Origin of the sequence: Paraburkholderia sp. SIMBA_054 (assembly GCF_046534875.1) — a bacterium.
Classification (GTDB): Bacteria; Pseudomonadota; Gammaproteobacteria; order Burkholderiales; family Burkholderiaceae; genus Paraburkholderia; species Paraburkholderia hospita.
This window is the reverse complement of record NZ_JAWRXV010000018.1, coordinates 15,415-31,482: the sequence shown is the minus strand read 5'-3', so window position 1 is coordinate 31,482 and position 16,068 is coordinate 15,415. Positions and strand designations below refer to the sequence as shown.

General features: G+C 63.7%; 8 protein-coding genes. 1 reads left to right on the top strand and 7 read right to left on the bottom strand.

The window, feature by feature from the left end; translation table 11 throughout:
* Positions 1 to 43 precede the first annotated feature (43 nt).
* The 7 genes from SB822_RS22170 to SB822_RS22140 all read right to left on the bottom strand — a co-directional run bounded on the left by SB822_RS22170 (position 44) and on the right by SB822_RS22140 (position 15,021).
* Complete coding sequence (locus tag SB822_RS22170; protein ID WP_410855660.1) at positions 44 to 1,543, bottom strand: efflux transporter outer membrane subunit; 1,500 nt, start codon at positions 1,541 to 1,543, stop codon at positions 44 to 46.
* A complete protein-coding gene (locus tag SB822_RS22165) occupies positions 1,540 to 4,635 on the bottom strand; it encodes an efflux RND transporter permease subunit (protein WP_410855659.1) in 3,096 nt (1,031 codons plus the stop codon). The genes SB822_RS22170 and SB822_RS22165 overlap by 4 nt, the downstream gene beginning before the upstream one ends.
* Positions 4,636 to 4,638: 3 nt before the next feature.
* Positions 4,639 to 7,767 (bottom strand): efflux RND transporter permease subunit, encoded by a 3,129-nt coding sequence (locus SB822_RS22160; RefSeq protein WP_410855658.1) that lies wholly within the window; start codon positions 7,765 to 7,767, stop codon positions 4,639 to 4,641.
* Positions 7,768 to 7,794: 27 nt separating this feature from the next.
* Entirely contained in the window at positions 7,795 to 8,940 is a 1,146-nt protein-coding gene (locus tag SB822_RS22155; protein WP_410855657.1) for an efflux RND transporter periplasmic adaptor subunit, read from the bottom strand.
* 190 nt (positions 8,941 to 9,130) lie between these two features.
* On the bottom strand, positions 9,131 to 10,651 hold the full coding sequence (locus tag SB822_RS22150) for an efflux transporter outer membrane subunit (RefSeq protein WP_079494443.1): 1,521 nt from the start codon (positions 10,649 to 10,651) through the stop codon (positions 9,131 to 9,133).
* A gap of 10 nt (positions 10,652 to 10,661) precedes the next feature.
* On the bottom strand, positions 10,662 to 13,820 hold the full coding sequence (locus SB822_RS22145) for an efflux RND transporter permease subunit (protein ID WP_410855656.1): 3,159 nt from the start codon (positions 13,818 to 13,820) through the stop codon (positions 10,662 to 10,664).
* 13 nt (positions 13,821 to 13,833) lie between these two features.
* Entirely contained in the window at positions 13,834 to 15,021 is a 1,188-nt protein-coding gene (locus SB822_RS22140; protein ID WP_410855735.1) for an efflux RND transporter periplasmic adaptor subunit, read from the bottom strand.
* Positions 15,022 to 15,296: 275 nt separating this feature from the next.
* Between SB822_RS22140 and SB822_RS22135 the strand changes: the two genes are divergently transcribed.
* Complete coding sequence (locus tag SB822_RS22135; protein WP_086915652.1) at positions 15,297 to 15,941, top strand: TetR family transcriptional regulator; 645 nt, start codon at positions 15,297 to 15,299, stop codon at positions 15,939 to 15,941.
* Positions 15,942 to 16,068 lie beyond the last annotated feature (127 nt).

Genomic DNA, 16,068 nt, shown 5'->3' with positions numbered 1-16,068 from the left:
GCAAAGCGGTACACGTCATATGCGCCGCATCCGGCGCAATTCACTATTCAGAAGGTGCCGCCGCCTTTGCGGTCGTCACATCGCCATCCCAGCCGCCGCCCAATGCTTTCACGAGCATGACGGCGTTTTGTAGCGCGGTGCTGCTGTAATCGAGCGCGATCTTGCGGTCCTGTACTTGCGTCAGTTGTGTATCGAGCACATCGATGCGGCTCGATGTGCCCGCCGCGAAATTGCGCTGCTGGCTGGCCGCGAGTTCGCCGCTGCGCTGCGCGACGTCGTTCGATGCCGACGCTTGGCGCGTCGTTATCTGCACCGCGCTCAAATAATCTTCGACGTCCTGGAACGCGCTCAACACCGTCTGCCGGTACGCGGCGACTTCCTGATCGTAGTTGGCACGCGCAGCGCGCACCGATGCGCTCGTCGCGCCCGCATCGAACACCGTTTGCGCAACGTCGAATCCAAGCGACCAGAAGCGCGCCGGCAGCGAGACGAGATGTGCGAGCGAAGTGCCGCTCCAACCGCCATCCGCCGAAAGCGTGATGGTCGGGAAATAGCCCGCCTTCGCAACGCCGATCTTCGCGTTGTACTGCGCGACCGTGCGCTCGGCCTGCACGACATCCGGCCGGCGCTGCAACAGTGCGGACGGCAGCGAAACGGGCAGCCCAGGCAACGCGAAGCGATAGTCCGCCTGCACCGGCAACGAGAACGCCGCAGGCGCTTCGCCGATCAGCACGGCAATCGCGTGCTCATACTGACGGCGCGTGAGTTGCGTGCTCGCGATGCTTTCGTCGATGGCTTGCAGCGTGTTGTGTGCGGTGCGCACATCGTCATACGACGACACACCGTGCTTGTACTTCGCTTCCGTCAGCGCGAGCAGTTCGGCGTCGATGCGTCGTTCTTCATCGAGGATCGCGAGATCGGCGTCGGCGGCCCGCACGGTGAAATAGTCGACGGCCAGCGTCGCGAGCACGCTCAGGCGTTCGCCTGCCAGTTGCGCATCCGATGCCTGCGCGCTCGCCTCGCTCGCTTCGACGGAGCGCCGCAATCTGCCCCACAAATCCGGCTCCCAGCTCGCCTCCAGTTGCGCCGACACGCTCTTCGACGCATAGCTGCTGACGGTTCCGCTCGACGACACCTGCGTCGTGCTGCCACTACCCGAACGCGTGCCCGAGCCCGCAAAGGAAACCGTCGGAAACAGGCTCGCGCGTGCCGATGCCACCTGGGCGCGCGCTGACCGATACGCCGCGTCGTACTGCGCGAGCGTCTGGTTCGCCTTCAATGCGCGCTCGCACAGATCGTTGAGCGTCTGGTCGCCGAACATCGTCCACCAGCGGCTATCCAGCGATGCCGCTGGATCTGGCTTAGCCTGTTGCCACATTCCGCTCGCGTCGGTGCTGTTCATTTCCTTGAACGTGGCAGGCACGGCGACGTCGGGCTTTTTGTAGTCGGGGCCGATTGCGCAGCCAGCGAACAGAGTCGCAATGGCGACAGCCACGATCGATCGATGCACACGCCGCATCGTGCGCGTTGCTTTGTCCATCATGATGGGTTTCCGTTACGTGAGGCACGCCGGCCGTTGAAGCGGTCGAGCCAGAGGTAGATCACGGGCGTCGTGAAGAGCGTCAGCAACTGGCTGACCATCAGGCCGCCGAGAATCGCCACGCCGAGCGGATGACGAAACTCATGCCCATAGCCCGAACTGACGATCAGCGGCACCGCGCCGAACAGCGCGGCGAGCGTCGTCATCATGATCGGCCTGAAGCGCGTGAGGCACGCCTGATAGATCGAGTCCTCCGCGCTCGCGCCCTGTTCCCGCTCGTACGTGACCGCGAAGTCGACCATCATGATCGCGTTCTTCTTCACGATGCCGATCAGCAACACGATGCCGATGAGCGCGATGATCGTCAGCTCGTAGCCGCATACGTAGAGCGCGATCAGCGCACCGAGGCCCGCCGAGGGCAGCGTCGAGAGAATCGTCAGCGGATGAATGAGGTTCTCGTACAGAATGCCGAGCGCGATATACACGGCAATCAGCGCGCCGATGATCAGCAACACTTCGCTGCCGCCCGACTGCTGCATCATCGCGCCTTGCCCTGCGAACGCCGGCAAAATCGTGTTCGGCAGATTCAGCGACGCGACGGCCGCCTTGATGGCCGCATTCGCATCGCTCATCGACACGCCTTCGCGCAGGTTGTACGACAGCGTGACAGCGGGGAACTGGTTGTCGTGCGCGATCGTGACGGGCGCGTGCGCCAGTGTGCGCGTTGCGAGCGCGGACAATGGGACGAGCGTTGCGTTCGTTGATGAAGATGCAGTGGACGTACTGGTCGCGTTCGTCGCTGGCACGTACAGCGTGTCAAGCGTCTTCGGGTCTTGCCAGTACTGCGGCGCCACTTCCATCACCACGTGATACTGGTTCGCCGGGCCGTAAACCGTCGCAATCTGGCGCTGGCTGAACGCGTCGTTCAATGCATCGTCGATTGCTTCGAACGGCACGCCCATGCGCGCCGCCGCGTCGCGATTCACTTGCAGCATCATCGAAAGACTCGCGCTTTGCACGTCGGCGTTCACGTCGCGCAGTTGCGGCAACGCGCGCAGCTTCGCCTCGATGCGCGGCACCCACGTATCCAGCTCGTCCTGGTTCTCCGCCGTCACCGCGTACTGAAACTGCGCCGAGCTTTGCCGCGCGCCGAACATCAGATCCTGCGCCGATTGCATCAACAGGCGCACGCCGGGAATGTCGGCCGTGCGATGGCTCAGATCGGCGATCACCTGATCGGCACTATGCTTGCGCTCCGACAGCGGCTTGAGCGTAATGAACATCATGCTGTTGCTCACCGCATTGCGCCCGCCGACGTAGCCCGACACCGATTGCACATCCGGGTTCTGCAGAATGCGCTTGTTGATCTCATCGAACTTCTGCTTCATCGCCTGAAACGAAATGCTCTGCGACGCCTGAACGTTGCCCATCAGCCGCCCCGTGTCTTCGATCGGGAAAAAGCCTTTCGGCATCACGGCCACCATGCCGACATTGGCGAACAGCAGGAACACGGTGACGGCAAGCATCGTCTTCGGATGACGCAGCGCCCAACGCAGACTGCGGCCATAAGCGCGTTCGACGCGCGGCCCGACCGCGCCTTCGCTCTGCTTGTGCGGAACATGGCGCAACAACAAGCGTCCAAGCGTGGGCGCGAGCGTAAGCGAGATCACCATTGAAATCAGAATCGCAATCGCGAGCGACACCGAGAACTCGCGGAACAGCCGCCCAACCAGACCGCTCATCATGATGAGCGGCAGAAACACGACCACCAGCGACACGCTGATCGTCAGCACCGTGAAGCCGACTTCGCGCGTGCCGTCGAGCGCGGCAGCGAGCGGCGACTTGCCCTGATCCAGATGCCGCATGATGTTTTCGACGACGACGATCGCGTCGTCGACCACGAAGCCGGTCGAGATCGTCAGCGCCATCAGCGACAGGTTGTTCAGGCTGTAGCCAAGGAAGTACATCGCGGTGAAGGTGCCCGCGAGCGCGAGTGGCACCGTGATCGCCGGGATCAGCGTGCTGCGCCAGTCGCGGAAGAACGCGTATGAAACAGCCGTCACCAGCAGCACAGCCGCCAGCAGCGAGACTTCAACGTCGAACACCGACGAGCGGATCGTCTGCGTGCCGTCCAGCACGACGTTCAGCTTGACCGTCGACGGCAGGCTCGCGGCGAGTTGCGGCAGCGTGGCGCGAATCGCGTCGACGGTCTTGATCACGTTCGCGTTCGGCTGCTTCGACAAGATCAGCAGCACCGCCGGCTTTCCGTTCGCGAGGCCATAGTTGCGCAGGTCTTCCGTCGACTTCACCACTTGGGCGACATCGGTGACATGCACGACCGTGCCGTCGTGCGTGCGGATCACGAGCGGCTTGTAGTCAGCGGGTTCCATCAACTGATCGTTCGCGCCCAGCACATAGTGCTCGCCGTTCATGCTGACGGCGCCCTTCGGCAGATCGACGCTCGCGTTGGCCAACGCAGTGCGGACAGAGTCGAGCGCGATGCCGTAGTGGCTCAACTGATCGGGATTCAGTTCGACGCGCACCGCCGGCAGCGCGCCGCCGCCCACAGTCACATCGCCGACGCCTTGCACCTGCAGCAGCTTCTGTTGCAGCACCGACGACGCATAGTCGTACATCTGCCCGACGCCCACCGTATCCGACGTCAGCCCGACGATCATCACGGGCGCGGCAGCCGGATTCATCTTGCGATAGGTCGGCGTTTGCGTGAGCGTCGTGGGCAGATTGCTGCGCGCGGCGTTGATCGCCGCCTGCACGTCGCGCGCGGCGCCGTCGATGTCGCGGTTCAGATCGAACTGCAACACGATCTGCGACGAACCCGAGGAGCTTTGCGACGTCATCTGCGTGAGGCCCGCAATTGAACCGAAGGCGCGTTCGAGCGGCGCCGTCACGGTCTTGGCGACCGTATCGGGGTTCGCACCCGAAAGCGTCGCGCTGACCATCACGACAGGAAAATCCACCGACGGCAACGCGGCGACAGGCAGCAGCCGGAACGCGACGATGCCGAATAGCGCGAGACCAATCGCAAGCAGCATCGTGCCGACGGGACGGCGAATGAACGGAGCGGACAGATTCATGCTTTAGCTCGCGTTCGTATCGCCGGACGGCGTGATCGCGGCGCGCGTTGCGAGACGATGCAGCGCGAGGAAGATCACGGGCGTCGAAAACAGCGTGAGCAACTGACTCACGACCAGCCCGCCGATAATCGCAATACCGAGCGGCTGCCGCAACTCGTGGCCCATGCCCGTGCCGAGCGCGAGCGGCAGCGCGCCGAACAGCGACGCGCAGGTCGTCATCAGGATCGGCCGGAAGCGCAGTTCGCACGCGCGGCGCATCGCGTCATGCGCGGTGAGGCCGAGCGTGCGCTCCTGTTCGAGCGCGAAGTCGACCATCATGATCGCGTTCTTCATCACGATGCCGATCAGCAGCACGATGCCGATCAGACCGATGATGTCCAGCTCGCCGCCGCAGAACAACAGCGCCGCGAGCGCGCCGCACGCGGCGGAAGGCAGCGTCGACAGAATCGTCAGCGGATGGATGAGGCTTTCGTACAGAATGCCGAGCAGGATATACACGGCGATCAGCGCGCCGACCAGCAGCAAGGCTTCGTTTCCGAGCGACGTGCTGTAAAGCTGCGCCGCGCCTTCAAGGTTCATCTGCACGCTTGCGGGCGGGTTCAGCTTCGCTTCGATCGCTTCGATACGGTCGATGGCCGTGCCGAGCGTCACGCCATCCGCGAGATTGAACGACACGTCCGCGTATGGAAACTGTGCCTGGCGTTGAATCGTCAACGGCGCAGCGCCGACTGTCGCGGTCGCGATGCTCGACAGCGGCGAAAGCGACGTCGATGTGCTTGTCGATGTCGAAGTGGAAGAAGTAGTCGATGAGGCGCTCGTCGTGCCCACATACAGCCCGTCGAGCAACGCGAGCGGCGACTCGCCGACCAGCCGCACGTCCGCGCCCAACGTCACGTGATACTGGTTCACGTGCGTATAGATAGTCGAAATCTGCCTATCGCCGAACGCGTCGTAGAGCGCGTTGTCGATGTCCTGCGCGGTGAGGCCGAGCCTCGACGCCGTCGCGCGATCGAAGTCGAACTTCAGCACGTTGCCTTGCTGTTGCGCCTGGCTTTGCACGTCGGTGAAAAGCGGGTCGGCGCGCAGCGCAGCGAGCAAACGCTGCGTCCATTCATTGAGTTCGGCGCGATCAGTAGCCTGCACGCCGACGCGGTAACTGTTCGCGTTGATCTGATCGTCAAGCGTCAAGTCCTGCACGGGATGCAGATAGAGCTTCAGGTCGGCGCGCTGCGCCGCGTCTTGCGTGAGTCTTTGAATCACGGCGCGGCTCGAATCCCCATCCTTCAGGCTGATGAGCATACGGCCCTGGTTGATGGTCGGATTGTTCTGGTCGATGCCGACGAACGACGACACATTGGCCACCGCACTATCGTTCGCGACGCGGCCCGCCAGCGTGCGCGTCGAAGCCGCCATCCGCTCGAACGACGCGCGCGGCGAACCCAGCGAAATCCCTTCGATCAAGCCCGTGTCCTGCACCGGGAACAAACCCTTCGGCAGCACCACGAACAGCACGACTGTCAGCAGCGTCGCGGCGGCGACAACCAGCAGCACCACCAGGCGATGCCCGAACGCCCAATCGAGCGCACGCAGATAGCCACGATTCAAACGCGCGAGCCAGTCCTTTGCGGCGGCATCGCTGTCGCTCGCGGCGTGATCGGCGCGCAGCATGCGGGCGGCCATCATCGGCGTGAGCGTCAACGAGACCCAGGCGGAAATCACGATCGCAATCGCCAGCGTCAGCGCAAACTCGCGGAACAACCGGCCGATCACATCGGGCATGAAGAACAGCGGAATCAGCACGGCAACGAGCGCCACCGAGATCGACAGGATCGTGAAGCCGATCTGCCGCGCGCCCTTTAACGCCGCGTCCAAAGGCGTCTCGCCATTCTCGATGTGGCGCATCACGTTTTCGAGCATCACGATCGCGTCATCGACCACGAAACCCGTCGCCACCGTCAGCGCCATCAACGTGAGGTTGTTGACGGAAAAGCCGAGCGCGTAGATGCCCGCCACCGTGCCGACCAGCGCGAACGGCACGGTCACGGCGGGAATCAGCGTGAACTCGAGCCGCCGCAGGAACACGAACACGACCATCACGACGAGCGCGATCGCCGCGGCCAGTTCCATCTTCACGTCATGCACGGAAGCGCGGATGGTCTGCGTGCGGTCGCTGAGCACGCTGATCTTCACGGTCGCCGGCAACGACGCGCGCAGTTGCGGCAACAGCGCTTCGATCCGGTCGACGACGTCGATCACGTTCGCGCCCGGCTGTCGCTGCACATTGATGATGATCGCGGGCGTCGCGCCGCTCCATGCGGCTTGGCGCGGATTTTCAGCCGTCTCCGAAATCTTCGCGACATCCGCGAGACGCACGGGCGCGCTGTTGCGATACGAGAGCACGAGGTCCGTGTAATCGGCGGCGGACGTGAGCTGGTCGTTCGCGTCGATCGTGAAGGCCTGCAACGGGCCGTCGATCGTGCCTTTCGCGCTGTTCACGTTCGCGTCGCCGACAGCCGTACGCACATCCTCGAGCGACAGACCCATCGCGTTGAGCGCCCGCGTGTCGGTCTGCACGCGCACGGCAGGCCGCGCGCCGCCCGACAGCGTGACGAGCCCGACGCCCGACACCTGCGAGAGCTTCTGCGCAATGCGTGTATCCGTGAGGTCCTCGACGCGCGTAAGCGGCAACGCATCGGATGTGACGGCGAGCGTGAGCACGGCCGTATCGGCGGGATTGACCTTGCTGTAGACGGGCGGATAAGGCAGGTTCGTCGGCAGCGTGCTGTTCGCGCTATTGATCGCGGCCTGCACTTCCTGTTCGGCTTCGTCGAGATTGGTCGACGTCTGGAACTGCAACGTGACGAGCGACACGCCGAGCGAACTCGTCGAATTCATGCGCTTGAGCCCCGCCATCTGCCCGAACTGCTTTTCGAGCGGCGCGGTGACGGAGGTGCTGATCACATCGGGCGATGCGCCGGGATACTGCGTGTAGACCTGGATCGTCGGGTAGTCGATTTCGGGCAACGCCGAAACCGGCATCAGCCGGTAAGCGATCAGGCCGATCAGCAGCAGTGCAAGCGTCATCAGACCCGTCGCGACAGGACGGCGGATGAACGGGCGGGAAATATCCATCGGTATCTTTTGGTTCGGAAGCGCGCGTCAGGGGCGAACGATCTTCACGGCGCTGCCGTCGTCGAGCTTGTCCGCGCCATCCAGCACGATCGTGTCGCCCTCCTTGAGACCGCCTTGTTCGACGACGGTCGCGTCGTTGTAAGCGACGCCCGCCGTCACGCGGCGCAGCGCGACCTTGCCTTCGCCCTGCTTCGCGTCGGCGGCGCTCAGCGTCAGCACGAAATCGCCCGATGCGCCGTGCTGGATCGCGACCGTCGGCACGGTCAACGCGCCGTGCAAGGTACCGACCGTCATACGCACGTTGACGAAGCGGTTCGGGAACAGCCGGCCGTCGCGGTTCGGCGCGCTCGCCTTCAGCTTGACCGTGCCTGTCGTCGTGTCTGCCTGGTTGTCGATGGCGGCGAGCGTCGCGTGATCGAGCACGGTGCGCTTGTCGCGCGCGAAAATCTCGACGGACAACGCGCCCTTGTCATGGAATGCATCGACCACGTCGCCCGTCTTGTCTTCGGGCAACGCGTAGACGACAGTGGTCGGTGAGTCGCTGGTGATGGTCGCTATGCCCGTCGTGTCGCTCGTCGTCACGTAGTTGCCGGCGTCGGTGGACAGCAGGCCGATCGTGCCGTCCATCGGCGCGACGATCTCGCAGTAGCCGACCTGCACGCGCAGATTCGCCACGCTGCCCTGATCCGCCTTGACGGTGCCTTGGTACTGGCGCAGCGTCGCGCGCTGCGTGTCGAGCGTCTGATGCGAAATCGAGCCGCCGTCGATCAGGCTTTCGTAACGCGTCAAATCGGCGCGTGCGTTGGCAAGCAGCGCTTCATCGTGTTCGAGCGTGCCTTGCGCTTCGAGCAACTGGGCACGCAGCGCGCGCGAGTCGATCCGCGCAATCGGCTGACCCGCTTTCACGCGCTGGCCTTCCTTCACGAGCATCGCTTCGAGCGTGCCGTTGACCTGCGTTTTCACGGTGACGGTCGCGCGCGGCGTGACGGTGCCGAGCGCATCGAGTTGCAGCGGCACGTCGGCGCGCGTCACCGTGCCGATGGTGACAGGCGTGACTTGTGCAACGGAATGCGGCGGCTTGTGAAGCGCAGCGAACGCCTGCCAGACGATAACGCCAGCAGCAACGATGCCTGCGGCAATCAACACACGACGGATTGGACGATTGAATTTCACGCGGAGATTTGTCGGCGCTCAGGCCGTTCAACGGATTGCCAAACGGAATAAAAGAACGACGCCACGCGGGCGTCGCCGGAAAGCAGCGCGCACCTCACGCGAGGATTGGCGGTTGCTCAGGAGATGAAGGGGAATGTAGCAACGGGAACGCGCGCCCAGGTTTAGCGCGCTTAGCAGATGTTTCTGCGTGTTACGGCTGCGCGGCGACGCGCGTGGGCTGTTGAGGCTGCGCGGCTTGCTGCGCGTAGGGTGCATCGGCGGAACGGGGCGTGTCGCCCGTGCGCTCGATCCAGCCGCCGCCAAGATACTGATAGAGATCGACGAGATTCGTCAGCCGGTTCAGCGACGCCGTAATCAGCGACTGTTGCGCCGAATACAGATCGTTCTGCGCCGTCAGCACGTTCAGATAACTGTCCACGCCGTCGCGATAGCGCAGATCCGACAGATCATAGCGGCGCTGCTGCGACTCGACGTTCTCCTGCAACGCCTTGATCTGCCGGTCGTAGGTGCCGCGCGCCGCCAGCCCGTCTGAGACTTCGCGGAACGCCGTCTGGATCGCCTTCTCATACTGCGCGACAGCGACGTTCTTTTCGAGCTTCGCGAGATCGAGGTTCGCGCGGTTCTCGCCGCCCTTGAAAATCGGCACCGAGATCGTCGGCCCGAAGCTCCATGCGAGCTGCCCTGGCTTGAAGAGCGTGCCGAGGCTCGCGCTCGCCGTGCCGAAGTCGCCCGTCAGCGAGATGCTCGGGAAGAACGCCGCGCGCGCCGCGCCGATGTTCGCATTCGCGCCGATCAGCGTCGCTTCGGCTTCCATGATGTCGGGACGCCGCGTCAGCAAATCAGACGGCAAGCCCGCCGGAACGTCCGCAAGTAGTTGTTGGCTGGCGAGCGGCAAGCCTTGCGGCAGGTCGGCAGGCAGCGGCGCGCCGACCAGCAGCACGAGCGCATTCTCCGCCTGCGCGCGCGAGCGCTGCTGGCTTTCGTAGTTCGCCTGCGCCTGCTGCATCGTGCCCGCCGCTTCGCGCAGATCCAGTTCGGAGCCGGTGCCCGTGTCGTACTGGAGCTTCGTCAGTTCGTACGAGCGGCGCGCCGTGTCGTACGTGTTCTTCGTGCTTGCCAGCATTTCGTCGTAGGCGACGAGCGTCAGGTATTGATCGGCGACTTGCGAGACGAGCAGGATCTCTGCCGCCTTGCGCGCTTGCGCCGTCGAGAAGTACGTCTGCAGCGTCTGCTCGGTGAGGCTGCGCACCTTGCCGAAGAAATCGAGTTCCCACGAAGCGCTCGCCGCCACCTGATAGTCGGCGCCCACGGTCGCCTTGCCGACGTACGACAGGTCCTTCGGCGTGCGACTCCGCGTGCCCGTGCCATCGACGGAAAGCGACGGCATCAGATCGGCGCGCTGAATCCGGTATTGCGCGCGTGCTTCTTCGACCTTGAGCGCCGACACACGCAAGTCGCGGTTGTTCTGCAACGCGAGTTCGATCAGACGTTGCAGACGCGGATCGACGAAGAACTCGCGCCAGCCGATATCGCTCGCGGCATGATCGTTCGCCGTACGCGTCGCCGTGCCCTTCGCGGGCTGGTTGTCGTAGACGCCGCCTTGCGGAAAGGTCGCCGCAACGGGCGCGGCCGGGCGCTCATAAGTCGGCGCGAGCGTGCAACCCGTCGCGAAGAGCGCGGCGGCGAGCGTCGTCAGTAGTGTTCTGTTCATATGCTTGTCCTTACTGGGCCGTTTCTTCTTCGACGTCGTGTTCGGCGCCATGCGGTGTCGAGCCGTCGCGCGAGAACTTCTCGCGGATCACGACGTAGAACATCGGGATCATGAAAACGGCGAGGAACGTGGCCGTCATCATCCCGCCGATCACGCCCGTACCGATTGCGTGCTGGCTCGACGAACCGGCGCCGTTGCTGATCGCGAGCGGCAGCACGCCGAGCACGAACGCCAGCGACGTCATCAGGATCGGGCGCAGCCGCAAACGCGCGGCTTCGAGCGCGGCCTGCACGGCCGTCATGCCTTCTTTGATCTGCAATTCGCGCGCAAACTCGACGATCAGAATCGCGTTCTTCGCGGACAGACCGACCGTGGTCAGCAAGCCGACCTGGAAGAACACGTCGTTCTCCAGTCCGCGCATCGTCACAGCGAGCAATGCGCCGATCACGCCGAGCGGCACGACGAGAATCACCGCGAACGGGATCGACCAGCTTTCGTACAACGCGGCGAGACACAGGAACACGACGAGGATCGAAATGCCGTAGAGAATCGGCGCCTGCGAGCCCGACTGCCGTTCCTGGAACGACAGTCCCGTCCATTCGTAGCCGATGCCTTGCGGCAGCTTCACGGCGAGCGCCTCCATCGCGGTCATCGCCTGGCCCGTGCTCTTGCCTGCGGATGCCTGCCCCTGGATTTCGACCGACGAGATGCCGTTATAGCGTTCGAGCTTCGGCGAGCCGTAGACCCAGTGTCCCGACGCCACCGACGTCAGCGGCATCATCGAACCGGAACTGCCGCGCACGTACCACTTGCTCATGTCCTCGGGCGTCATGCGGAACGGCGCGTCGCCTTGCAGATAGACCTTCTTGATCCGGCCATCGGTATCGAGGAAGTTGTTCACGTACGCCGACGCCCATGCAATCGAGAACGTCTGGTCGATGTCCGACACAGTGACGCCGAGCGCCTGCGCTTTCTCGCGGTCGATATCGACCTTGAACTGCGGCGTATCCGACAGCCCGTTCGGACGCACCAGCGCCAGCGACGGATCTTTCGCGGCCATCCCGAGCAACTGGTTGCGCGCGGCCATCAGCGCGTCGTGGCCGAGACCGGCGTTGTCCGTCAGTTCGAAGTCGAAGCCGGATGCGGTGCCGAGTTCGGGAATCGACGGCGGGTTCACGGCGAGCACGGTCGCGTCTTTGTACGACGCGTAGTGCGCGAACACGCGGCCTACCAGCGCCTGCACTTTCTGGTTCGCATGCTGGCGTTGCGAGTAGTCCTTCATCCGCACGAACGCGATACCCGCGTTCTGTCCGCGGCCCGCGAAGCTGAAACCGTTCACGGTAAACACCGAGTCGACAATGTCTTTTTCGTCGTGAAGCAGATAGTCGGTGACGTTCTTCAGCGTGCGTGCCGTGGTCTCCTGCGTCGAGCCGGGCGGCGTCTGGACCAGCACGAACATCGTGCCCTGATCTTCATCGGGCAGGAACGACTTCGGCAGGCGCATGAACAGGAAACCGACGGCGACGATCACCGCGAGATACAGCACGAGCCAGCGCCCCGAACGGCGGATCACATGCTGCACGCCCGAGTGGTACTTGTCGCGGCCGTTGTCGAACGTGCGGTTGAACCAGCCAAAGAAGCCCGTCCTCGTGCCGTGATGCCCCTTCGGGATCGGTTTGAGGATCGTCGCGCACAGTGCGGGTGTGAGAACAAGCGCGACCAGCACGGACAGCACCATCGCCGCCACGATAGTCAGCGAGAACTGCCGGTAGATCGCGCCGACCGATCCGCCCGAGAACGCGACAGGCACGAACACCGCCGACAGCACCAGCGCAACGCCGACCAGCGCGCCGGTGATCTGACCCATCGCCTTGCGGGTAGCCTCTCTTGGCGATAGCCCTTCTTCGGACATCACGCGCTCGACGTTCTCGACCACCACGATCGCATCGTCCACCAGCAGGCCGATGGCGAGCACGAGACCGAACATCGACAGCGTGTTGATCGAGAAGCCCGCCGCGCTCATGATCGCGAACGTGCCGAGCAGCACCACAGGCACGGCAATCGTCGGGATCAGCGTTGCACGCAGGTTCTGCAGGAACAGATACATCACGAGGAACACCAGCACGATGCCCTCGAGCAGTGTCTTCACCACTTCTTCGATCGACATCTTCACGAACGGCGTCGTATCGTACGGATACTGCACGACGAGACCATGCGGGAAGTTCTTCGACAGTGCGTCGATCTTCGCGCGCACCAGCCTCGCCGTCTGCAGCGCGTTCGCGCCCGTCGCGAGCTGGATGCCGAAGCCCGCTGTCGGCTGGCCGTTGTACTTGGTGTCGAAGTTGTAGTTCTCGCCGCCCAGATCGATGCGCGCGACATCCTTGATGCGCACCTGCGAGCCGTCCTGATTCACTTTCAGCAGTACGTTGCCGAACTGTTCCTGGGTTTGCAGCAAGGTCGCCTGCGTGATGGTCGCCTGCAATACCTGGCCGGGCACGGCAGGCGTGCCGCCGAGCGAACCTGCTGCGACCTGCACGTTTTGATTCGTCAACGCGGTTTCCACGTCAACAGGCGTGAGGCTGTACTGGTTCAGCTTGTTCGCGTCGAGCCAGACGCGCATCGCGAACTGCGAGCCGAAAAGCTGCACAGTGCCGACGCCGTCGACACGGCTCACCGGATCTTCGACATGCGATGCCACATAGTTCGCAAGATCGTAGCGGTCCATGCTGCCGTCCGTCGATACGAACGCCATCACCAGCAGGAAGCTGCTGCTCGACTTCGTGACCTTCGTGCCCTGCTGCTGCACGCTTTCGGGCAACAGCGGCGTCGCGAGCTGCAGCTTGTTCTGCACCTGCACCTGCGCGATGTCGGGATTGGTGCCCGCCGCGAAGGTCAGCGTAATCGTCGCGTTGCCGGAGTCGTCGCTCGATGACGACATGTAGAGCAGATGGTCGAGACCGCTCATCTGCTGCTCGATCACCTGCGTAACGGTATTTTCAACCGTTTTCGCCGATGCGCCCGGATACGTCGCGCTGATCTGCACCGCGGGCGGTGCGATGGTCGGATACTGCGCGACGGGTAGATTGAAGATCGAAGCGACGCCCGCGAGCATCAGAATGATTGCGATGACCCATGCAAAGATAGGCCGGTCGATAAAGAACTTTGCCATTTAAACGCCCTCGTTACTGCGCGCTGTGCGCGTCGGATGCGGGCGCTGCGGCTGCTGTTTGTGCTGCCGGGTCGGTGCCAGGCAATTGCGCGTCAACCGTTTTCACCGTCATGCCGGGACGCACCTTGTCGACGCCTTGCACGATCACGCGGTCGCCCGTTTGAAGGCCGCTCTCGACCACCCAGTTCGCGCCGTACGTGCCCGATGTCACCAGTTGTCGCGTCGCGACCTTGCCGTCGGCGCCCACCACCAGCGCCGTCGGGTCGCCCTTCTGGTCGTGCGTGACGCCCTGTTGCGGCACGAGGTACGCCTGTTCGTTGATGCCTTCCTCGATCTTCGCGCGCACGTACATGCCCGGCAGCAACACGCGCTGCGCGTTGTCGAACAGCGCGCGCACGGTGACGGAGCCGGTGGTCTGGTCGACGGTGACGTCGGAGAATTCGAGCTTGCCCGTGCCGCCATACGGACGGCCGTCTTCGAGAATCAGCGTGACTTTCGCCGCGTTCGGGCCGCTCGTCTTGAGCCGCCCTTCCTGCGCGTCGCGGCGCAGCTTGAGGCCGACCAGACTCGATTGCGTGAGGTCCACGTAGACGGGATCGAGCTGTTGCACAGTGGCAAGCAGCGTTGCCGCGCTCGACTGCACATACGCGCCTTCCGTCACCGACGACTTGCCGATGCGCCCCGAAATCGGCGAGGTCACGTCGGTATAGCCGACGCTGATTTGCGCCGTTTCGACGGCGGCCTTGCCCGATGCAACATCGGCGGCGGCCTGGCCTTCTGAGGCGACAGCGTTGTCGTAGTCCTGCTTGCTGATCGCGTTCGCTGCGACCAGCACCTTGTAGCGCTCGGCTTCCGCATGCGTCGACACGAGCGTGGCTTGAGCCTTCGCGAGCGTCGCCTTCGCGCTGTTCAATGAGGCGATGTACGGCGCGGGATCGATCTTGTAGAGCGTCTGTCCCGCCTTGACTTCGCTGCCTTCCGTGAACTCGCGCTTCAGCACGATGCCGTCGACGCGGGCTCGCACTTCAGCCACGAGATGCGCGCTCACGCGACCCGGCAATTCGACGGTCACGGGCACGCCCGTCGGCTTGATGCTGACGACGCCGACTTCGGGCGTCTGTTGAGGCGGTGCCGCGGGCTTGTCGCTGCACGCGGCGAGGAACGGGATTACAGCGGAGATCGCAGCCGTGGCCGCGAGCATACGAAAGTTACGGTTCTTTAATAGCGCTGGCATCGTACAAAGTTGTTTGAATTGAACGGGGCCGGCGCGCAACGAGTGTTGATCCAACACGCACCGACACGATAAGGTCGTGACGATAGGGGTTGTTCGCCTTTCTCGGGTTACAGCCACCAGGCTGCCGTAAGACTTGTTAATCCAACGCGGCGTCGCGCCGACTACGATGGCCGCGTGATTCACACGGTCGCTGCGCGGATTTGCGTGCGCGGCGCCGAACGGCAGGAGAAAAGGCACCCGTCATGGGACGAACGAAGCAACAGGCGCTCGACACGCGGGCAAAGATCATCGACGCCGCCGAGCGCGTGTTCTTTGTGCGTGGCTTTGCGCGCGCGGCGCTGGAAGACATTGCGTCGGAAGCGGGCGTGACGCGCGGCGCCGTCTACGGACACTTCAGGAACAAGGAGGCCGTGTTTCAGGCGATCTACGAGTGCGCGGACATGCCGCTCGATCCATTCGTCGTGCAGTCGTGCGAGCAGGACGCCGATCCGTTGCAGCATCTGCATGCGCAATTGCTTCAGCGCTTGCGCGACGCGTTGTATCTGCGGCGCGCGCGGCGTCTATATAGCATCGCGCTGACGAAGTGCGAAGTGACGGCAGAGACGGCTGCGTTTTATGAGCGCGTCGCGATGGCCGCATTGCGCGCCGAAGCGCAGATCGATGCCGCGCTAAGGGCCGCGTCGCTGCGCGGACAGTTGCCGCCCGACGTCGATACGCGCGCGGCCGCTGGTTTCATTCACGCGGCGCTGACCGGGTTTTTGCACAAGCGATTGTTGATGTCGGCCGAGTCGCGCGCCGATCTTGAAGCAGAGCAGACGCTTGCTTCGGCGCTGCGGTGCGTGGGCGCAAACACCACATTCACCGCGTTCGAACCCGCTCGCGCCTGATTGCGCGGCGTCGGAGACCGCCGCCGGAATCCGTTAAGACTTGGTAAGACTTGCTAAGTCCCCCGAACCGGGGCCGCACCGCGTTGCGCTATAGTCATACGCACATCCGATACCTGGCGGCAACGAC

What these genes read in the sequence shown, in the direction of transcription:
- SB822_RS22145 (WP_410855656.1), bottom strand. Translation starts at nt 13,820, where the DNA reads ATGGCAAAGTTCTTTATCGACCGGCCTATCTTTGCATGGGTCATCGCA.
- SB822_RS22170 (WP_410855660.1), bottom strand. Translation starts at nt 1,543, where the DNA reads ATGATGGACAAAGCAACGCGCACGATGCGGCGTGTGCATCGATCGATC.
- SB822_RS22165 (WP_410855659.1), bottom strand. Translation starts at nt 4,635, where the DNA reads ATGAATCTGTCCGCTCCGTTCATTCGCCGTCCCGTCGGCACGATGCTG.
- SB822_RS22135 (WP_086915652.1), top strand. Translation starts at nt 15,297, where the DNA reads ATGGGACGAACGAAGCAACAGGCGCTCGACACGCGGGCAAAGATCATC.
- SB822_RS22160 (WP_410855658.1), bottom strand. Translation starts at nt 7,767, where the DNA reads ATGGATATTTCCCGCCCGTTCATCCGCCGTCCTGTCGCGACGGGTCTG.
- SB822_RS22150 (WP_079494443.1), bottom strand. Translation starts at nt 10,651, where the DNA reads ATGAACAGAACACTACTGACGACGCTCGCCGCCGCGCTCTTCGCGACG.
- SB822_RS22140 (WP_410855735.1), bottom strand. Translation starts at nt 15,021, where the DNA reads ATGCTCGCGGCCACGGCTGCGATCTCCGCTGTAATCCCGTTCCTCGCC.